This window comes from Rhodoglobus galactosidasius, assembly GCF_054957775.1.
The window spans coordinates 43,394-63,023 of the sequence record NZ_JBQIAV010000004.1 but is presented as its reverse complement, the minus strand read 5'-3'; the positions used below and the strand labels follow the sequence as shown (position 1 = coordinate 63,023).

General features: G+C 59.8%; 21 protein-coding genes. 12 read left to right on the top strand and 9 right to left on the bottom strand.

Annotated features, from left to right (window positions below):
• The first annotated feature begins 28 nt into the window (after positions 1-28).
• Both ACTJJW_RS06245 and ACTJJW_RS06240 read left to right on the top strand, forming a co-directional pair.
• Positions 29-991 (top strand): hypothetical protein, encoded by a 963-nt coding sequence (locus ACTJJW_RS06245; RefSeq protein ID WP_462643277.1) that lies wholly within the window; start codon positions 29-31, stop codon positions 989-991.
• Positions 991-1,905 carry a hypothetical protein gene (locus ACTJJW_RS06240; protein WP_462643276.1) on the top strand — a complete coding sequence of 305 codons (915 nt, stop codon included), beginning with the start codon at positions 991-993 and terminating at the stop codon, positions 1,903-1,905. Before ACTJJW_RS06245 ends, ACTJJW_RS06240 begins: the two co-directional genes overlap by 1 nt.
• Here the strand turns inward: ACTJJW_RS06240 and ACTJJW_RS06235 are convergent.
• Positions 1,902-2,327, bottom strand: a complete 426-nt coding sequence (locus ACTJJW_RS06235; protein WP_462643275.1) for a DUF732 domain-containing protein — start codon at positions 2,325-2,327, stop codon at positions 1,902-1,904. The genes ACTJJW_RS06240 and ACTJJW_RS06235 overlap by 4 nt on opposite strands.
• 133 nt (positions 2,328-2,460) lie before the next feature.
• On the opposite strand from ACTJJW_RS06235, the gene ACTJJW_RS06230 reads away from it, so the two are divergent.
• From ACTJJW_RS06230 to ACTJJW_RS06210, 5 genes are read left to right on the top strand one after another with little or no spacing between them, the layout of a single operon-like run.
• Positions 2,461-2,910 (top strand): hypothetical protein, encoded by a 450-nt coding sequence (locus ACTJJW_RS06230; protein ID WP_462643274.1) that lies wholly within the window; start codon positions 2,461-2,463, stop codon positions 2,908-2,910.
• On the top strand, positions 2,910-4,193 hold the full coding sequence (locus ACTJJW_RS06225) for a hypothetical protein (protein ID WP_462643273.1): 1,284 nt from the start codon (positions 2,910-2,912) through the stop codon (positions 4,191-4,193). Before ACTJJW_RS06230 ends, ACTJJW_RS06225 begins: the two co-directional genes overlap by 1 nt.
• A 47-nt stretch (positions 4,194-4,240) precedes the next feature.
• Positions 4,241-5,158: an N-acetylmuramoyl-L-alanine amidase gene (locus ACTJJW_RS06220; RefSeq protein WP_462643272.1), complete on the top strand. Its 918-nt coding sequence runs from the start codon at positions 4,241-4,243 to the stop codon at positions 5,156-5,158.
• Positions 5,159-5,185: 27 nt separating this feature from the next.
• A complete protein-coding gene (locus ACTJJW_RS06215) occupies positions 5,186-5,515 on the top strand; it encodes a hypothetical protein (RefSeq protein ID WP_462643271.1) in 330 nt (109 codons plus the stop codon).
• Between the two features lie 39 nt (positions 5,516-5,554).
• Positions 5,555-5,764 carry a hypothetical protein gene (locus tag ACTJJW_RS06210; RefSeq protein WP_462643270.1) on the top strand — a complete coding sequence of 70 codons (210 nt, stop codon included), beginning with the start codon at positions 5,555-5,557 and terminating at the stop codon, positions 5,762-5,764.
• 203 nt (positions 5,765-5,967) lie between these two features.
• Here the strand turns inward: ACTJJW_RS06210 and ACTJJW_RS06205 are convergent, their stop codons facing one another.
• The 3 genes from ACTJJW_RS06205 to ACTJJW_RS06195 all read right to left on the bottom strand — a co-directional run bounded on the left by ACTJJW_RS06205 (position 5,968) and on the right by ACTJJW_RS06195 (position 10,189).
• Positions 5,968-6,804, bottom strand: a complete 837-nt coding sequence (locus ACTJJW_RS06205) for a tyrosine-type recombinase/integrase (RefSeq protein WP_462643269.1) — start codon at positions 6,802-6,804, stop codon at positions 5,968-5,970.
• A 78-nt stretch (positions 6,805-6,882) separates the two neighbouring features.
• Positions 6,883-7,104 carry a hypothetical protein gene (locus ACTJJW_RS06200; RefSeq protein WP_462643268.1) on the bottom strand — a complete coding sequence of 74 codons (222 nt, stop codon included), beginning with the start codon at positions 7,102-7,104 and terminating at the stop codon, positions 6,883-6,885.
• Positions 7,105-7,249: 145 nt separating this feature from the next.
• Positions 7,250-10,189: an FAD-binding and (Fe-S)-binding domain-containing protein gene (locus ACTJJW_RS06195; protein WP_462643267.1), complete on the bottom strand. Its 2,940-nt coding sequence runs from the start codon at positions 10,187-10,189 to the stop codon at positions 7,250-7,252.
• A gap of 94 nt (positions 10,190-10,283) precedes the next feature.
• Between ACTJJW_RS06195 and ACTJJW_RS06190 the strand changes: the two genes are divergently transcribed.
• The 5 genes from ACTJJW_RS06190 to ACTJJW_RS06170 all read left to right on the top strand — a co-directional run bounded on the left by ACTJJW_RS06190 (position 10,284) and on the right by ACTJJW_RS06170 (position 14,965).
• On the top strand, positions 10,284-10,943 hold the full coding sequence (locus tag ACTJJW_RS06190; protein ID WP_462643266.1) for a GntR family transcriptional regulator: 660 nt from the start codon (positions 10,284-10,286) through the stop codon (positions 10,941-10,943).
• 246 nt (positions 10,944-11,189) lie between these two features.
• A complete protein-coding gene (locus ACTJJW_RS06185) occupies positions 11,190-12,059 on the top strand; it encodes a hypothetical protein (RefSeq protein WP_462643265.1) in 870 nt (289 codons plus the stop codon).
• A 46-nt stretch (positions 12,060-12,105) separates the two neighbouring features.
• Positions 12,106-13,530: a D-alanyl-D-alanine carboxypeptidase/D-alanyl-D-alanine-endopeptidase gene (locus ACTJJW_RS06180; protein ID WP_462643264.1), complete on the top strand. Its 1,425-nt coding sequence runs from the start codon at positions 12,106-12,108 to the stop codon at positions 13,528-13,530.
• A gap of 23 nt (positions 13,531-13,553) precedes the next feature.
• On the top strand, positions 13,554-14,138 hold the full coding sequence (locus ACTJJW_RS06175) for an isochorismatase family protein (RefSeq protein ID WP_462643263.1): 585 nt from the start codon (positions 13,554-13,556) through the stop codon (positions 14,136-14,138).
• A 26-nt stretch (positions 14,139-14,164) separates the two neighbouring features.
• Complete coding sequence (locus ACTJJW_RS06170) at positions 14,165-14,965, top strand: TrmH family RNA methyltransferase (RefSeq protein ID WP_462643262.1); 801 nt, start codon at positions 14,165-14,167, stop codon at positions 14,963-14,965.
• A 49-nt stretch (positions 14,966-15,014) separates the two neighbouring features.
• On the opposite strand, the gene ACTJJW_RS06165 is transcribed toward ACTJJW_RS06170, so the two are convergent.
• The 5 genes from ACTJJW_RS06165 to ACTJJW_RS06145 all read right to left on the bottom strand — a co-directional run bounded on the left by ACTJJW_RS06165 (position 15,015) and on the right by ACTJJW_RS06145 (position 19,368).
• Positions 15,015-16,886, bottom strand: a complete 1,872-nt coding sequence (locus ACTJJW_RS06165; RefSeq protein WP_462643261.1) for an ABC transporter ATP-binding protein — start codon at positions 16,884-16,886, stop codon at positions 15,015-15,017.
• Between the two features lie 207 nt (positions 16,887-17,093).
• Positions 17,094-17,462 (bottom strand): DUF202 domain-containing protein, encoded by a 369-nt coding sequence (locus ACTJJW_RS06160; protein ID WP_462643260.1) that lies wholly within the window; start codon positions 17,460-17,462, stop codon positions 17,094-17,096.
• Positions 17,459-17,839, bottom strand: coding sequence for a YidH family protein (locus ACTJJW_RS06155; protein ID WP_462643259.1), 381 nt, complete (start codon positions 17,837-17,839; stop codon positions 17,459-17,461). The genes ACTJJW_RS06160 and ACTJJW_RS06155 overlap by 4 nt, the downstream gene beginning before the upstream one ends.
• A gap of 81 nt (positions 17,840-17,920) precedes the next feature.
• Entirely contained in the window at positions 17,921-18,880 is a 960-nt protein-coding gene (locus ACTJJW_RS06150) for a M23 family metallopeptidase (protein ID WP_462643258.1), read from the bottom strand.
• Complete coding sequence (locus tag ACTJJW_RS06145; protein WP_462643257.1) at positions 18,877-19,368, bottom strand: ArsR/SmtB family transcription factor; 492 nt, start codon at positions 19,366-19,368, stop codon at positions 18,877-18,879. The genes ACTJJW_RS06150 and ACTJJW_RS06145 overlap by 4 nt, the downstream gene beginning before the upstream one ends.
• Positions 19,369-19,630 lie beyond the last annotated feature (262 nt).

Here is a 19,630-nt window from a genome sequence, read left to right as displayed (position 1 = left end):
TTCGCTGAATTCTGGGGCGGGCGGTTCGATGGTTGTTCCAATTCGGGATACCAACTTTGGCAAGCTCGACATGAAGACGTTGACGAAGCCTCTCGCAACAACACTGGTTCTCGATTGGGATGGCGTTGTTGTTTATGCGGGTGTCGTTGATAACCGGATCTACAACCATGCTGCTGGCACGGTGACTTTTCCCCATTCAGATATTTGGACGATCCTTAGTCGCCGTTTGGCTGTTGATCACACGGTTGAGTCGAAATTCGTAAACCAGGTGTTCACGTCTCGCTCATCGGGGACTGTTGCGAAGAAGATGGTTGAGCTGGTTCTACTCGGTTTGCCTGATGCGAATATGTTGTTGCCGATCACGTTCTCTGCGGATGCTGCGGGCACTATTTCGCGCACCTATTACGGGTATCACTTTCCGTGGCTGGGCGATGTGTTGCGGGATTTGATGAATGAGTCTGGTGGAACAGATATTGATTTCCGTCCGCAGTGGGTTGCTGGCAAGTTGAGTTGGCAGATGCGTACAGGTTCGCTGACGGCGGGTTCTTTTGAGTGGAATGTTGGTGCGGGCAAGTCTGGTGTTTTGGGGCTGACTGTGACGGAGGATTCCGCGAAGCTTGCCCAGAACTCGGTTGCTACTGGTGAGGGTTCTGAAATTGACAAGCTTGCCCAAAACCAGCGGGTTCTTAGCCCGGTGTATCCGTTTACAGAACGTCTTGCGGCGTTGCCTGATGCAACCAATTTGGCGGCGTTGGGTCGGTATGCGTCTGGTGATTTGGCGGCGTTCAAGCAACCAACTGAGCAGTGGGGTTTTTCGATTCTCACGTCTGGTACACCGTCTGTTTCGGATCTGTTGTTGGGTGGTTCTGCTAAGACGTGGGTGCAGGATGACCCGTGGCTTTCTGATGGTTGGCATGACAACAGGATTATTGGGTTCTCTGGTGATCTTTCGGAGACAGTGAAGTTGCAGTTCCAACCGGGAGGTGTCTGATGTCGAGGGTAGATAATCTCACCAAGGGTGAGCTGTCGGAGCTGGTTTCTCGGATTAGTCGGCTAGAGATGGCTACCCCGTTGTCGAATACGTCGGTGGGTCGTGGCCGTCTGCGGATGTATGACGGCTCCGAACTCCTCATTGAGGGCGGCAACCTGAAGGTGTCAGGTATCGCTACGGTCGATGGTCAGTTGGTCATCACGGGCACGCTGAACGGCTCGGGAACGCTTACTTGGACTGGGACATCGAACCTCGACGGCCCGGTGATCATTGACGGCGTAACGACGATCAACGGTGCCACGACGGTCAATGGCACAATGTCTATCAAGGGTCTGACGACTCTAGACAATAACTTGGTGCTGGGCACTGGCACGATCAAGGCCGGGTCGGTCACGATCGACAAGTTGGGCACTGCGTCTGGGCGGATTTGGTCATCTGGGCAGATGGTTGTTGACGGCACGAGTATTTTCCTTGGCGCATCGACCACCGTTTCAGGCCCACTAGGCTGCGGCAATCTGGGTGTCAGTGGCGACCTGACGGTCAGTGGCAATCAAACTGTGACGGGCACGAAGAGTTTTCGGATGGATCACCCCACGAAACCCGGGTGGTGGATTCAACACGGCTCAACCGAGTCACCGATCAGCGGCACAGAGTACACAGGCACAGAGAAATTCGATTCTGTGGGCAAGTGCATTGTGACGTTGCCTGCATACTTTGAGGCGCTAAACAAAACGGGGAACCGCACCGCTCATATCACTGCAGTCGGGCAGCCGTTTATGGTTGGCGCTGACCGTGTGGTCGCGGGTAAATTTACCGCTTACGGCACTGCTGGGCGCGACTTCGATTGGATAGTGAAGGGCGAGCGCATCGGCGGCGACTTTGCTGCAGAGTCAAAGAAGCCGGTCGAGCCCTAACCTAGTTCGTCGTACTCTGGGCAGTAAGCTCGGGGTGCCCACGAAGCAATGACCATGCTGTCCCAGTACCAACCGGCATCAGCGTCTGGCTCCTCGCCTTCGATGAGTCGCATGGTGTCCTTGGTCTCGCCCTGTGTGTAGAGCTCGCAAGCTTCATGCCCTGCTGTGATGAGTTGCTCGTCGGTGGCGTTCTTGATGCCTTGGATGCGGATGCGTACTTCGGTGAGGAACACTTCATCACCAGCAGCAGCAGCGGTTTCGGGTTCTGCTTCGTCTGCCACTAACGGTTCCGGGGTTGCTTCAACCGTTTCGGCGGGAGCGGCGGTTCCTTGCTCAACCGTCTCGGCTGGTGCGGCACTGCATCCGGCTAGCAGCAGCACGGCGGCAACACTCGCAATGAGTGTGTGGGTTATCTTGTTCATATCGACTCCTAAGGTCGGTCATGGGTCCGGGCTATTTACGTAGTCGCGGGCCTCTTACGTGCCCTGAATCCTACTCGCATTCACCATTTTCACTAGCCCCAATCTGGGGCTTTTTGTATTCCTAGGGAGACTCATGGCTATCTATACTGGCAAACTTTCCGACTTCACCACGACTCCGCTGAGCCCAAACGTGGTCATCACCTTCACTCCGTCAAACCCGGCCACCTATCAACCTTTTGATCTCGGATTCATATTCATCACCAAACCGATCAAAGTGTTTCCCGACGCTGGCGGCGATTTCAGTGTGAATCTTTTTATAAATGCCGATGCGCGCCCAGATAGTCATTACACGATCGATGTCACATGGCTTGATTCTGCCAGTAATTTCATTCGACAAGACTTCCTACCCGGAAGATATCGGGCAGCACCAGACGGGGGAACGATTGCCGATCTTCTTGTAACTGAGTGGAATCCGACCTTAGCTTTCGTTGGCCCCGATACCCCTTTGGGTGTCCCTGTCGAATCGTCTTTGTGGCTTGATACCGATTCTCCCAATGCTGACCTACTGATATGGAGTAAATAATGGTGTGGACAAAGATTGCGGAACTGCGTGGGCCTGCCGGTTACAATGCGACAGGTGCGGCAGCAGATGATGCGGCGATTGCGGCGTTCATTGCCGAGTCAGCCGCGACCACCGCGACCGGTGATGCTTTGCGCGCAAAATACCGCACCGCCGTGAAACTGGACACGTTTCCAGGTGTTGACCCTACCGGGGTGACTGAATGCTCGAGCGCTATACAAAGTGCGCTGAATGCCGCTTCCGCGGCAGGTATTCCTCTTGTGAGCGGGACGGCCCAGTACAACATCAATGCGACCGTCACCATCAAGGATGACGCCGACTTGTCTCGTGCTGTTTTCAACTACACCGGTACGGGCATTGCCATCATTGTCGGGAACCCGCCCGCGAGTATTTCCCGCAAAACGATCCGCACCCCATACGTCATCGCTTTGTCAAAGACTGTTATCGGGTGGGGACAGGTGGCGGGCTCGGTCGGTGTGCGCGTAGTGAACACTAGCGATTGCACTGTCCAGATCGGGACTGTCCGTAATTTCGAAACGGGTTTGCAGTTCCGCGGTGAAACGGCAGGCAATGGTGTGACTTATTCGGAGTTCTATCTCGGAACACTGCTGAACAACAAACGGAATCTGCAGATCACTTCCGATGGTGCCGGTTATGCGAACCAAAACCAGACGTTCGGCGGGGCTTTCAACTTCGACGCAGCTGAGGGAACTGCTGTTGCGGGTACCCGGCATATTCTCATTGACAGTGTTGCATCCGCTATCGATGGGTGGACGTTTCATCAGCCGTCTCTAGAAGACTCGGGCGGGGTCGTCGAGGCGACCATCGACAGCGCTGGCAACAACATTCTCTTCGACCAGGGCAGGTACGAAACAGCGTCGGGCATTCCGCGGGCGTTCTGGAAGGCAGGCAGTCTGGCCAATGAGATCCGTGGCGGGGTGAACGTTGACGCGATTGTGGAAACTCTCACGGGTACTACTGCGAACCGCATCGTCCGTAACTCTGGCCCGAAGGTCATCACCACTGCCCGAACGTTGAACAACACCGACGAGGGAAAGACGTTGATCTGCAACATCGCTGGCGGCGGATCTCTGTCACTTCCGGCCGTTGCGGGTCGATCTCCTGGCACGACGGTGATCGTCAAAAATATTAACGCCACGACAGTAAGCATCAACACAACTACTGACAATTTGGATGGTGTCCTTACTGCGCAGAATATTCTGCAGTGGGCGTCGAAGACGTTTGTCAGTGTGCAGCTCCCTTCCCCCGGGTGGGTGACCGTGTAGAAGTCGGCGCTAAACCACGCAGCAGCTAAACCACAGAGAGGGGCACCATGGCTATCAAAAACCCGGTTACGGAGTCGCACCGGACACGGCAGCAGTCCGCACTAACAGAAACCCCCCGCCGTGGCGTTGTCCTGCATCACGGGGCAACAACGAGCGCCACAGGGATCATCAACATGATGGTCTCAGGGTCACGCACAGTCTCATCACAGCGTGTCATCAAAGACAAACGCAACGCAAAAGTTGTTGATGATGGGATGCGTGCATGGTCTCTCGGCTCCCCTTACTGGGATTCGGTACTGCGCTCCATCGAGTGCGCCAACGAATCCACGACAGGCTGGACAATCAGTCGTGAGTCCCACGAAACAATGGCCGCGCAGGTTGCATATTGGGCTGAGCAAGACAATTTTTGGCCGCACCGCAACGGTGCCCCGGAAACGTGGACAGTGTTTGGGCACCGAGAAATTTACGGCTACTTCGGTGACTCGTATGCCACAGCCTGCCCAGGCGGGATGAACATCAACCTTGTCGTCAATCTGGCCCAAGCACTACTCAAAGATTCAACCCCTGCCAGTGGCGACACAACACCATTCCCAACAACCTCCGAAGGAGCAGATATGCCCGCTGTAATCAAACGCACCGAAGGAACCGCAGAGTGGTCTCTGGTATGGCCGTCACTGGTCGGCCCTACCCCCATTGAACGCGGCTATGTGACCACCAGTGACCCGAAACGCGCCCTCTGGTGGGAACGCTTCTATGAGCTGGGTTCCGGTAGTGCTGACGGGTTTGCGCGTGATGAGTATGTTGCCGCACAAGAATTCGCCCGGTTGGATCATGCCGCATGGTTGGCCGGCCACCCAGCCACCTCAACACCGGTGGTCATTGATTACGCGAAACTCGCAGCACAGATCAAGATTCCGACCGCTGCCGACAATGGCAAAGCAGCACGCGACGCCATCATCAAATAACCCCTCCTAGGCCGTAGGAGGTCACACATGTCTGAATGGCTCATAACTGCCCTCATCACCCTCGCCGTCGCCACAATTGGCGCATCCGGTGTCTGGTTGGGTGCAATCCTCAGCAACCGCACCGCCTCAAAAGTTGTTGCGTCCACAGCCGAAAATACTCTCATCGACCAACTACAGGAAGAGCTACGCACCTACCGGGATGATGCAGGCCGCAGAGCCACCGAGCAGGACATCCGGCTGAACCGCCTAGAAACCAACTCGGACGGGTACCGGGAACACATTTACGAACTCCGCTCCCACATTTGGGAGGGACTTGCCCCGCCACCACCTGCGTGGCCGGTGGGCTTACCACGCTAAAACCAGGCCGACAGGCCACCAACGCTAAGGAGTAACACGATGAACGATGCAGAGAAAACTATCAGCCCTAAGGTGATCGCATCAGCGGTAACCTCAATCCTTCTTGTAGCGGTCATCGCTGCTATTGGTGCTATCACCCCTGACCTGTTTGCTGGTCTTGGTGTGTGGGCACCCGTGGTGTATGCGGCTGTTGTTTCAGTCGGTGCGACCCTTGCCGGGTTCATCAAGCGCGATCCGCTGCGCAAGTGACCGGCGATCAGGAAACAGTCGGCGGGTACACCTGCCCCACGGATCCGGCAGAGGCCCTCGAATGCGAAGGCTGTAGCTGATAGATAGAACCTTTTGATGCCCTGCATCTGGCCTGACGGCTGGGTGTGGGGCATCTTTTTTGTGTCTGCCGACCTTTAGCCAGTTCTGATAAAGCACCCTAAAGCAGATAACTAACTGATGCGCTAAGCGGCAGTCGGCAGATGCAACAGATCCATACCGGCCCGCTGCTGCCGAAAATCTACCTGAGTGTAGATAGCAGTCGTGGCGGGGGACTCGTGCCGCATGAGTTCTTGGACGATCCGCAGGTCAACGCCGGAGCCGAGCAAGGTAGTTGCGTACCAGTGCCTGAGTTGGTGTGCCTGGCCGGGAACTCCGGCACGTTTCATGGTCTTCATAATCGCGGCGGATACGGCCCCCGCTTTCACATGCGGAATCCCGGTGTGCTGCTTCTCATAGGCGGGAAACCAGTACCCATTGCTGGGAAAGGTTGATGCTTCATCGATGATGCTGGGGTGCAGTGGGAGGGTGGCCGTCTTGTTTCCCTTGCCCGTGACGGTTAGTAGGCCGTTGGTGAGGTCGATGTCGCGCCCGTGAATTTTTGCTATCTCGTGCACTCGAAGCCCGGCCATTGCGGCAAGAAGAATCATCATGCGTGTGCGGCGACGGTTGACCTGTGCCAGTAGTGCGGTCAGTGAGGCATCCGGTACGGGCCGTGGGCGACCTTTGGGGCGCTTAGGGCGCGGTGTGCGGGCGCTGGGGTCATCGTCGCGCTGTCCGGTCCTGACAAGCCACACACAGTACGCCCGAATGGTCGCATGGTAGGTGCCCTTCGATGCTGCCGAAATTTCAGGCCTCGCCGTATACCGGATGATGTGCTCAGGCATAATCTCAAGCGGGTTCGCGCCGGTGTAGTCGAGCAGGTGCCGGATGACGTTGGCGCGCTCGTCAATAGTTCGTGCTGAGAGTGCTTGCGATTCTTGCCACAATCGCCACGCTGCGAGTGTTGTGGTGGTGTCCATGATTCCCCCGGTGTCTGATGTAGGGATTTACGGTATCGAAACGCCTACACCCGCGTGTGTCTACGCTGGGAGGTTGGTCTAAGCCGTCGCCTCGACCCATGCTCGCGCTGCGGTACTGGTTTTGCACTGTTGGACCATTTCGCCGTCGTTCACACCAATGTCATAGCGGGTGACCATCCAGGTCCGCGAGCCGTCATCTGCGCGTCGCACAACCCACCGGATCGTATCGCCGCTATTCATTGCAATGTACTCGCGGGTTCCGAGCTGAAACGTTGTCCAGCACAGTTCAGTGTCAATCATGCGGCTACCGCCATTTCAGAGTTTCCGAACAGAGGGACCACATTGTAATGAGAAGGTCGTCAGTTCGATTCTGACAGGCGGCTCTGTTCTTCTCCGTTCGGCAGCGTCCTGTGCGTGCCCGTAGCTAGCTCCGTCGCTGGGCCCGCTATGAGCGCGTAGCGTCCGCAAGCAGCTCAACAACGTGGCGATAGTCGCTCCCGGTGGCCCGCGTCATCCCGAGTTCGCACGTGCGGTTGCAACTCGCGTGGGTTGAAGCTCCGGCAGCGCGCACCTCGGCGGCCTGTACGGCGGTGGCTGACTCGGTCAGTTCGGGATGCAGCATCCCTCGGTCACCGGCGAATGCGCAACATCCCCAGCTGTCCGGAATCATCACATCTTCGGCGACTGCGTTCGCAACCATGGTGAGTTTCTCGTTGAGACCCAGCCGGGTTGAAGAACACGTCGGGTGCAGCGCGAGCGAATCGATACGTTCGTAGGAGGGCACCACGGCGCCACTGATCACCGCAGTGCCGCTAACCTCAGCAGTGCCGCTAGCCGCTGCTGTGGCCACTGCCGTCCCAGACCTCGCAGCAGGAGTCGTCGGCAGCGACGGAATAATTCGATCAGCCACGAACTCGATCACGTCGATGACGCGCAGCGGGCGCGCACCGCGTGCTGCCGGTTCTGGATCATTCTCAATAGTGTGGAGCAGGCCCTCGGTGCATGACGAGGCGTCACAGATGATTGGGAGTTCACCATCGCGACTGGCGGCCCGGAGGCTGGCGAGTACGCGGTCCTGCATGATGGCAGCGCCATCCGGTAGCCCCTTCGACGACCACGGTGTGCCGCAGCACAGCGAATCGATGTTCTCGGGGACCAGCACCGTGACACAGGCGCGCTCGCAGAGTTCCTCGAAGCTGGCCTGCACGCCGGGCCCACGAGTGCCATCGGGGCGCGTGGCGGGGCCGAACATCGCGTTCACGCAGGCTGGCACATATACGGCTTCGACATCCGCGGATGATTCGGGCGCAGATCGTGATCGACGGGCGCCCCCGGCAGGCAGCTCAGGCGACCACAGCGGCAGCATGTCCTCGCCAAGCACAGCGCGCCCCAACTTATTAGGCACCGTGACGACGGGTGCCGGAAGCTTCTCGGTGATCGAAAGTGCAGCCCCCGCAATCGCCGTCGTTGCACCCCAGTGGGTGGCAGCGGTCTTCCAGACTTTCTTCTCGACCGCAGAATGCTCGGTCTTGCGCAGCCGACGCACCAGGTCTCCCGCATTGATCAGCACGGGGCACGCGGTCTGGCACATGCCATCCACGGCACAGGTTTGCACGCCCTCGTATTCGTAGTCCTTCTCTAGTTCAGTGGCGAGAGCGGTGTTGCCCTCGGCGTGTGCGGTTGCGATGGCACGCTTCACCACAATGCGCTGGCGCGGCGTGAGTGTCAGGTCGCGGCTCGGGCATACCGGTTCGCAGTAGCCGCACTCCACACAGCGGTCCGCCTCAACTTCGATCGTCGGAGTGGCCTTGATGTTTTTGAGGTGCACGGCAGGGTCATCGGTGATGATCACGCCAGGGTTGAGCATCCCGCTCGGGTCGAACAGCGCCTTCACCTCGTGCATCACGCCGTACAGCTCGTCGCCGTACTGGCGCTGCACGAAAGGAGCCATGACCCGGCCGGTGCCGTGCTCGGCCTTGAGCGAACCGCCCTCACCCAGCACGAGGTCGACCATGTCTTCCGTGAACGCCTCATAGCGTTGGAGCCCTGCCCCCTCGAAGAGGTCGGTGAGCATGAAGTGGATGTTGCCATCCTTCGCGTGCCCAAAAATCACGCTGTTCTCGTAGCCGTACCGGTCAAAAAGCTTACTGAGTCGAGAGCTTGTGCGGGCCAGCGATTCCACGGGAACCACAACATCCTCAAGTAGCGCAGTCGTGCCCGACGGACGCGCGCCGGCAACAGTTGCGTACAGACCTTTACGCAAGTGCCACAGCGAGGCACGGGTCGCGGCTTCGCGGGAGAGCACCGCAGGCTCGCTCACGGTCAGGCCGTCCAGAACTCGGGTTCCCTGAACCTGCTGCTCGGCCAGTTCTTCGGCGCTTGCCGCCTGGTACTCCACGAGTAGGGCGGCATGCTGGTTGACCGTGAGATCCCGAATGAGCGGATGCGCGTCAGCTTCCATTTTGCCGACCCGCAGTGATTGAGCATCCATGAGTTCAATCGCGGCAGCACCCGTGGCAACGATGTCGGGGAGCGCCTCGTTTGCGGCGAGCAGGCTGTCGAAGATCACGAGCCCGGTCGCGGCATGGCCCAGCAGGGGGAGGGTGCGGAACACCGCCTCGGCCACGAACCCGAGGGTGCCTTCTGATCCGATCACGAGGTGTGCGAGCAGGTCGGCTGGTTCGTCGTGGTCAAGGAAAGAATTGAGACCGTAACCCATGGTGTTTTTCATCGAGAACTGGTGCTCGATGATGCTCACCGAAGCGGGGTTGGCGCGGACGCGGTCGCGCAGTCGCAGCAGTCCGTCAAAGAGTCCTGGCTCGTCGTGGCGAAGCTTCTGATTGGCGTCGAGCGCCGCTGTGTCGACGACGGTGCCGCTCGTGAGAACGAGGGTCAGCGACTCGAGAGTTTTGTAGGTGTTGCCAGTGATGCCACACGACATTCCCGAGGAGTTATTGGCTACGACTCCGCCGATGGTGCAGGCGGACTCGCTTGCGGGGTCGGGTCCAAGCTTGCGGCCGTGGCGGGCGAGGGCGCCGTTGACCTGACGAACGGTGGCGCCGGGCTGCACGCGCACGCGCATCCCGCCATCTTCGATGGTGATGCCTCGGAAGTTGCGGCGCACGTCGACGAGCACACCATCCGTGAGGCCCTGGCCGCTCAGACTCGTGCCGCCAGAGCGCAGGGTCACGTGCATTCCGGTACGAGCCCCAGCCTGCAGCAGTCGCCCAACTTCGGCGGCATCCTGAGCAATAACAACGGTCTCGGGGATCAGGAGAAAGTGGGAGGCGTCGTGGGCGTTTGCGTGCAGGTCGATCGCTCGTGTGCTGATGCGGCCAGCGTCGGCGAGTACGGAGGCGAACTGGTCGTGAACGGACGGTTGCATGGGCTCCCAATCATCATTGATTCTAGGATTGTCTGACAAGTCTACAACGCCTTCAATGAGACCAAAAGGTAGGCTTTGGGGCGGAGGAGAGCGAATGGTTCGAACGATTACAGCAGTATCCGTCGTGGATGCCCTCGCCGACGACCTGCGCCGACGATTGTTCGCCGGAGAACTGCCCAGCGGTTCCCCGGTAACCGAAGCCCTCCTCGCTGAGGACTACAACGTCGCTCGCTCGACTTCGAAAGCGGCGATCGAGAAGCTCACCACCGAAGGCCTACTTCAGCGTGGTGCCCACAAGAGCGCACGCGTTCCCGTGTTGAGTATCGACGATGTACGCGACATCTATCGCACGCGCCTGCGCCTTGAGAGCTCTGCACTCCGTGAGCTCGCGGCCGAACACCGAGTGCCCAAATCCGCCGCAGCGGCAAACGATCGCGTTCGACAAGCCGGAGCCGCGATTGCAGCTGGCGGCTCGATCGCGGCAGTCGAACCAGACATGCAGTTTCACGCATCCCTCGTCGAAGCAATCGGCAGCCCACGAGTGGAACGGATGTATCGCTCCCTCGTCGACGAAGTGCGCCTGTGTATGGCGCAGGTGCAAGGAAGAAGCCTGCTCAGCGTCGACCAGATCGCGGCGGAGCACCACGAGATTCTCGAACACCTCGAAGCGGGCGATGCGGAAGCCGCCGTTGCCTGCCTCGATGCTCATCTCGCACGCGCGCGGGAACGACTTGTCGAAGCGATTAGCTCCTAGCGATTAGCGCGTAGCCCTGGAGATTCACACGTCATACAGCGGAATGCTCCATAACCGAGCCACGCACGTGTCCCCCGAATAGAGGATAGACCAGTCACCCAGACCCCCCTTTAGCGGGTATTTCCGCATGTTTCCGGAGTTTTTTCCTTGCAAACTGGTCAATTCGCACCTAGTTTTGGGCCTAGGACGCAGGGGGAACTGAGTCCAATAATTCGTCTGGGGGACGATTTTCATGGGGAGAGTTCCGTGGTTAACGGCGGCTTTACTGTCGTATTAGTTGGGGTAGTCCCATTCGTCGGGGGAGGCGGGCCGGGTCTCACCGACGTCGCAACCGCAAACTCGGTGGCACGTGCGCCGCTGTTCGCATCGACGGCCACTGGCCCGATTGAACAGTCGACACAGGTTGTTGCCCTCGCCAGCGTCGAACGCATCACTGAAGCATCACTCGCCGCAGAGCTCAAAGCGGAAGCCAAATCGCTCACGGTCGACTCCGAACACCTGGCGCAAAAAGTTGTGCCCAAACCCAAGCCCAAACCTAAGCCCGCTGTTGTCGCTTCGTATGGCGGCGGTAGCGCTGGCACCAGCGCCTACGTTGCTCAGGTCCGCGCGGCCTACGCAGCAGCAGGCCGCTCGTGCCCTGGCAATGTCGGTGGCAGCGTTCCCGGCGCGCCGAGCCGCAGCTCATCGCAGGGCGTTCCCGGAACAACCTCTGGCGACCTCGCATCCTTCGCTTACGCCTACAACTCGATTCGCGTCGCCAACTGCTTGCAGCCAATTGCGCTGTCGAAGATCCGCTGGGATTCCTGCATGGAAGATCGTCTGTTCTGGATGGCTGAATCACCCAGCTCGAACCCGCTCGACGGTTGGGGCCACAACGGCACCAAGCGCTCAGACGGCGTTCCTGCACGGGGTTGCGATGGTAACTTGGCCGGTGGCTCAGGCAACAGCGGAGCAACAGTTGCCTCCAAATGGTGGGCATCTAGCGCACACCGCGCATCGCTCTACCGCCCCGGTGCCAGCACCGGAGGGGCGTGCATCGCCTTTGCGATGACCCACGGTGGCATCGATGAGCCCTACAGCTTCACCCGTGCAGCGGCACGGTGGACGTATTGCTAAGCACTCACGCAGTCGCTGAGCTCAGTCGCCCGGGTACGATAACCGGGTGACTGAATCAGCTAGCAGTGAGCCGAAAGCGCCAGGAGGAATAAGTGCGCTAATCGCCAAACACCCCACCGCAATCACGGTGGTGGTTGCGGCCGTAGTTTTTGTGCTGCTTGCAGTTGGAGCAGTATTCGCCGGAATTTCGGTTGGCTCCGCCAACTCGGCAGCTGATGTCACCCCAGACGAAGTCACTGCTGAGCAGCGGAGCCAACCGGATGTTGCACCCGCCGGAACGTCAGTGCGTACGTGTTCGGTGGAAAGTTTTGCCTCGGTCGCAACGTTCCCCACCTTGGTTGGTGTTGTAACGGATGCTGGCACAGGTGAAGTGCTGTGGAGCCGCTCAGGGGCTAAAGCGGCAAGCCCCGCGCACATCGTGACTGCTCTCACCGGGGCGGCAGCGCTGCAGGCTCTCGGCCCAGACACTCGCATCAGCACCAAAGTGATCGATGGTTCGACGCCGGGAACGATCGTTCTGGTTGGTGGCGGTGACCCGACGCTCGCCACAACAAATGCGTCGTACTACCGGGATGCCCCACAGATCGCGGATCTCGCCTCGCAGGCGATGACCCGCTACGACGAGCTTCACCCCGATGATCCGATCACGCAGATCGTGCTCGATTCAACGCTGTGGAACACCAGCGACGCGTGGGACTCGAACTGGCCCGAGCGGGAACGCACTGGCGGCTACCACGGCTACGTCACCGCCCTTATGGTCAATGGTGACCGCGCCGACCCCACCATCGCCATCAGCCCGCGAGGCACCGACCCCGTGAAGTCTGCTGGCGAAGCATTCGCACAAGCGGCCGGGCTGCCAGACGTCACGTTCTCCACGGGTGCGGCAGTCGGCACCACAGTGCTGGCCGAAGTGAAGTCGCAACCGGTGAGCATCCTCGTCGAGCAGATGCTCATCAGCGGGGACGACTCACTCGCCGAATCTTTGGCCCGCCTCGTCTCCAAAAAGCTCAACCTCAACGGATCTGCATCGTCCCTCGCTCAAGCAATCCCGAGTGCGTTGACGGATGCCGGACTCGAAGACACCGGGACGATCACCATCACTGATGGCTCAGGCCTCAGCCCCAAAAACCAGGTACCGCCGCTCTTCATTGCACAGTTCATGGCTGAAGGGGCATCAGGCTCAAGGGCAATTGGTGCCGCCTTCGCGATGCTTCCCATCGGGGGCAAAAGTGGCGACCTCTACAACCGCTTTGAAGGGGATGCCGCTGCGGCATCCGGCCAGGTCGCGGCAAAGTCTGGTTGGACAAACCAAGAACACTCACTCGGTGGTGTGGTGAATGCCGCAGACGGCACCGAGCTTGCCTTCGCTTTCTACGCGATCGGCGAGGGGATTTCTCGTGATGCTCGCACCGCGCTCGACAACCTCGTCGCTGGCATTTTCGCGTGTGGCAGCAATCTCAGTAACTACTAATCCGACAGACGTACACTTAAAAAGTGGTTGCTGCACTGTTCATTATCGATGTTCAAAACGACTTCACTGAGGGTGGCGCTCTCGGTGTTGCGGGCGGTGCTGCCGTCGCGGGCGACATCACTAACTTCCTGTGGGCAAATGCGGAGCACTACTGCGTGATAATCGCCTCCCGTGACTGGCACGACGCCAATAACGATAACGGCGGGCACTTCGCTACGGATACCGAACCCAACTTTGTTGATACCTGGCCTGTTCACTGCGTGGCTGACACCAATGGTGCCGAATACCACCCGGCGCTCAACACCCAGCAGATCAATGTTCATGTGCGCAAGGGGCAGGGTGTGCCCGCGTACTCCATCTTCGAAGGTGTCGCCGATGACGGCGAGGCCTTGCCCGCACTGCTCGATCGCCTCGAGATCGAACGCATCGATATTGCCGGGATCGCCACGGACTACTGCGTTTTAGCGTCTGCGATGGACGCCGTAGCAACGGGCCGTTCAGTGACCGTGCTTACCAATCTGATCGCTGGCGTCGCGCCCGAATCGAGTGCCTCAGCACTGGTCGCGATGAAAGAGGCGGGCATCGCGCTTGTGCCCGATAATGAGTGACTCTCCGCGACTGAGACTCAACTAGCGTGCCCGTCATCCCGGTTACCGAGCTCAGCGACCCGCGCCTCGCTGACTACTCGCATCAGACTGATGTCGCATTGCGCAAAGCTCACGGAACCGAACACGGGCTCTATTTAGCCGAGTCAGCCCTCGTGCTGCACCGTTCCCTCCGCTCCGGCCATCGCGTTCGCTCAGTGCTTGCCCTCGGCACCTCCGTTGACGAAATCGTCGAGCTAGTCGGCGACGACGTACCCATCTTCACGGGAGACGGCTCGCTGCTCGCCGAACTCACCGGCTACGTGCTGCACCGCGGCGTCATCGCGTCGATGCACCGACCATCTTTGCCGACCCCGATCGAGCTGCTGGCGGATGCCCGACGCATTGTCATTCTCGAGAACGTTGTTGATCCCACCAACGTTGGCGCCATCTTCCGCTCGGTCGCCGGAATCGGGGCGGACGCTGTGCTCGTCACCGAGCAGTGCTCTGACCCGTTCTACCGCCGCGCAATCCGCGTCTCGATGGGAACGGTGCTTCAGGTGCCGTGGACCCGCATCGGCAACTGGACAGACACTCGCGCGCTGCTCACGGCATCCGGATTCCAGATTGCCGCGCTCGCTCTCGAAGACGGTGCTGTTTCGCTGCGTGACTATGCGGCGGATGCTCCGGAGCGGGTTGCGCTCGTGCTCGGCACCGAGGGCCACGGTCTCACCCGCGAAGCCATCGATGCTGCAGACACCATCGTGCAGATTCCGATGCGCCACGGCATCGACTCGCTCAACGTTGCCGCGACGGCTGCGGTCGCGATGTTCGCGCTCGCCGTCGACTAGCGCGCTGACGCACGCGAGACCGCCGCGCGCCAGCGACTAGCTTTCGCCGCTAAACGAGCAGCTGATGCTTAGCGAGATCCTTATAGAGCGGGGTCGACTTCACGAGTTCGGAGTGGGTACCAACGCCGACAACCTTGCCCTTGTCGAGCACGACGATCTGGTCGGAGTCGACGACCGTCGAGAGACGGTGGGCGATCACGATGAGGGTGCGGTTTTCGGCTACGGCGTCGATGGCTTCGCGGAGCATCTGCTCGTTGAGACCGTCCAAGCTGGAGGTCGATTCGTCGAGCAGCAGAATCGGGGGAGCCGCGAGCAGCGTGCGTGCAATCGCGAGACGCTGACGCTCACCACCGGAGAGCATCACTCCATCTTCGCCGACAGCAGCATCCAAACCGGCAGAGTTGCGTTCGAGCACACCGGTGAGGTTCACGGCGGCGATTACGTTCACGCATTCGTCGTCGGTGGCGTTGGGTGCACCGATCAGCAGGTTTTGGCGGATGGTGCCGGCGAGCACGGGAGCGTCTTGTTCGACGTACCCAATTTGCGCGCGCAGCTCTTCACGATTGAGACCGCGAAGGTCATCGCCGCCCAAGCGCACAACGCCACCCGTGGGATCGTAGAAGCGCTCGATGAGGGCCAGGATGGTGCTCTTGCCGGCGCCCGAGGGGCCAACGATGGCGGTGCGTTCGCCGCGGTTCACTGAGAAGCTGACTCCGCGCAGAACGGTGAGGTCGACTTCTTTGGCATCGGGTTCGGTGCCGGCGTGCTTGAGCTCCGCCAGTTCGGTTTCGGCTTTCACGAGCACGGAGTCGCGGGGGTAGGAGAACTCGACGTTGTCGAAAGTGATTGCGGCATCCGATTCGATGCTCGCAACGGAAACAACGTTGGCGTCAGATTCGAGCTCGCTGGGCAGCTTGATGATCTCCTGGATGCGACCAAGAGCACCGAGGGCCTGGTTTACGGCTGTGACCGCACCGAAGGCCTGACCGAGCGGCATGATCATGAGGAACAGGAACAGGATGAACGCAACCAGGTTCGCGACCGTGATCGCGCCGCTAGCGACGCGGTAGCCACCGACACCGAGCACGACAAGGAACGACACCTGCAACGCGATCCCAGCGATCGGAACAACGAGCGCGGAGATCTTCGCGACGCTGATTCCCATCTTCCAGGCACCGAGCGCGTCCTCGTTCACGGCATCAATTTCACGCTCCGTGGCGTTGGATGCACGCAGCGTGCGCACCGCGGAGATCGCACGTTCCACGGCAGCGGCCAGGTCGCCGACCTTGCGCTGAGCCTTCTGGCTCGCAACCCGGATGCGGCGGGACAGAGTCGTCACGGTCACGACCGCGATAGCGATCACGAGCACGGTGAGGCCGAGCAGAACGGGGTCAATGATGAGCATCGCGATGAGGGCACCGATGAAGGTGATGGATCCACCGATTGCTTCGACGAGTCCCTGCGTCAGCACTGCGCGCAGGAGGGTCGTGTCACTGCCGACACGGGAGACGAGGTCACCGGTGCGGCGACGGTCGAATTCGGAGATGGGGAGGTTGAGCATCCGACTCACCAACCGGCGACGGCTCGAAAGCACGACGCCTTCACCAGTGCGCTGGAGCAGGTAGTGCTGGTAACCGCTGATGAGGCCCGACACGACAACAAGACCAACGAGCAGCCAGACGAGAGTGCCGAGTGATTCTTCCTTCTCGACGATCGTGATGACCTGACTGACGAGCAGTGGCTGCGCGAGCGAAGCGCCAGCACCGAGCACGCTGAGGATGATCACAAAGATCAGAACCTTGCGGTGCTCCATGAGGTACGGGAACAGTTCGCTGAATTTGGCGCGGGGGCCGTCGTCGGGGTTGTCGCGTGATCCGGAACGTCCGCGACGAGGTGCAGAAGTGTGTGAAGTCGAGCTCATGAGATTTCTCGTTGTCCCAAAAATGTAGGGCGAAGGTGCCGCGGGTGTTCAGCGGCATCGGCATCAGCAATCAGCCTCTAAAACACTATGCCTTCTGTCTGGGCGCTGCGTACAACATCCGGTGTATCTGTGGGGATGGTGCTACTCCGCTCAGAGGGCTGCCAGGTAGATCGCGTAGGTGTGAGCGGGCTACAGGCGTCGAGCGGGCTAGGAGACCTGCGGGGCGGCGATGACACCCACGACGGCGAAGGCTGCACCCAGAAGCGCGAGCACAAGCACGGCAAGCGCCCACAAGAACAGTGGGGCAGCACTCGTGAGCCGAATGCGATCAGTGGATTCCTGAACGAGAATAGTATGCACCGCGCGGTATCTGCGGTGCCCCACCCAGAACAGCACCGCCGTCATAATGAGGCCCAGAGCTGCCACGGCGTAGCTGCCAACGCTGACGGTGTTGAGCAGGAGGCGGGCAGAGACGAGCGCGGCGATCGCGAAGGACAGCACTGTTCGCTGCCAAGCCAAGGCGGTGCGTTCCGCCTGCAACCCGGCATCGAAGGGGCGGTCGAAGGCGCGGGTCACTGGAGTAGCAAACCAATCGCCAGCAGAAGGCCGGCAACAACTACGCCGCCACCGATTGGGCCAGCAAGGTTGGGAGACGGAAGCGGTCGGCCCAATCTCAGCGACTGTTCTGCCTTCATCCAGCCAAACCACGCTTGCAGAGGTGCGAGAACGCCGAGCAAGATCAACAGCAAGGATGCGCCTAAGCGGAACCCGGGAGCGATAGGCAAAACGAATGCCTCAAGTGCGACACCCGCAGCGATCAGCGCAAGGGCGGTGCGAATCCACGCCAAGAAGGTGCGCTCGTTGGCCAAACTGAAGCGGGCATCTGGCTCCGCGCCGACGCCATATACCCGGCGCGGAAAACGTCGAGGTGTGGGTGGTTCAGGTGCGTTCACGAGCGAGCCTCCATGCCCCGATCCTATCGGTGGCTGTGAGGTGAGTACTGGCGCGCCATTTCAGGTGGAGGAGCGGGAGTGCTAATAAGCGCTGTTGTCAATCGGCGGGAGTACATCTGTTGGCCCGGCGTTGAAATACTCATCGCGCGCAGGCACGACACCCTGCTCGTTCAACTCATCTGTGCCTTCGGTTCGGATGCCCCGCAACATAAATGGGAAGCCTACGGCCGCCGTGGGTGTGGGCCGGTTCATCAGCTGCAGGTGCAGGTGCGGCTCCGTGCTGTTGCCTGAATTCCCGCACCGGGCGACCTGCTCGCCGGTCGTGACCCGGTCGCCCACGGCCGGTCCGATTGAGCCGTTCTGCAAGTGTGCGAGTGCCTGATACCCGCCGTGGTCAAGGTTAATCACCAGAAGGTTGCCGAACACAAAGCGTTCTCCGCCGATCCCCCGCAGCGCTGACTCCACCACGAACAACGGCAACAGCAGCCAGCTGTTTCGGCTCCTGCGGTCTGGAGCACCGTCGCGGGAGAGTGCGACGGTGCCGTTGCCGCCGGCGAAAACTGGTTGCCCGAAAGAAGGAAAGGACTCCGGTGGTAGCGAGCCGCGAAGCCCGCCGAAGGGAGCCACCACCGACCCAGGCGGGACAGCCACGATGTCAAGCGCCCACGTTTGTCCGTACTCATGGGTGCCATGACTGGGTACTTTCGTGGCCGGCGAACTCAGCGCTCGCCAGCGCCCACGTACCGGAGTCATGATCTCGATGGTGCTGACTTTTCGAGTGATGCCGAAGCGGGCGAGCACCAATAGCAGTATCGCCAGCAGAAGGACGAGCAGAGACCCCATGTCGCGCAGCATTTGCTCGTTCGCGCCCGACACAGGGAAGAGGCGCCACGCGGTCACGCTGATCGCGACGATAAGTGTGGTTGCGAACAGCGGTGCCCGAAGTAGGGCAAGGAACCTCGCCTTTCGGCCGGGCGAGTGAAGGCCAGCAAGCGCACCGCCCAAAGGTTGCAGGGTGTCCACCTTTGCGGCCCGCCTCATCGGTTAGCCGCCACGAGAATCGCTAACAGCGGGACGACTCGCGGTGCGGGAATAGCGTAGTGGCCTCGACCGGTGCTGGTCAGCCAACCAGCGGATATCAGCAAGCGGAGATGATGGTGAAGCTGGCCCGTCGTGCCCAGCTCGGGAATGGCTGCAAGTTGCGGTGTAGAGCGAGTTCCGGAGACGATGTTCTGAAGGATAAGCATGCGTATGGGATGGCCCAACGCGCCAAGCACGTCAGACAGATCGGACCACTCCAGTTGCAGAGCGGTGGTCACGGATTCGGCCTGTTGCCAATCGTAGGTCTCGCCAGTGGGTAGGCCTACTGCACCGACGATCATAACGTTGCCCGCGTTGTCCTCGATCCGTTCCCGCAACCCCTCGAGCGCCCAGAACTTTTCTTGTGACCTAGCGACGAGCTCGCGAGCTCCGGCGTTGCTCTCGAGCAGATCGACAATTCGGTCGAGCTTGCCCTCGATGCGTTTCATGTCGATCTCCATAGTTTAGATACTACGATAAATCGAACTAAATAGGCACCGACATGTTGACCTTTTCCAATCTTTCGGAAGTAGACGAACTTCACCATACCTCCGCTCGCGCTTGTATTCAGGTCCGTCGTGCTTTAATTGAGAATTACTTTAAAGTCTTGACATGACATGCCGGTCTGCATTATAAATCTCAGTACAACGGAATATCATACTTACGTAGTGGGCGCGTTCCGTTCTCTGGCACCACTTATTTGAGAAAAAG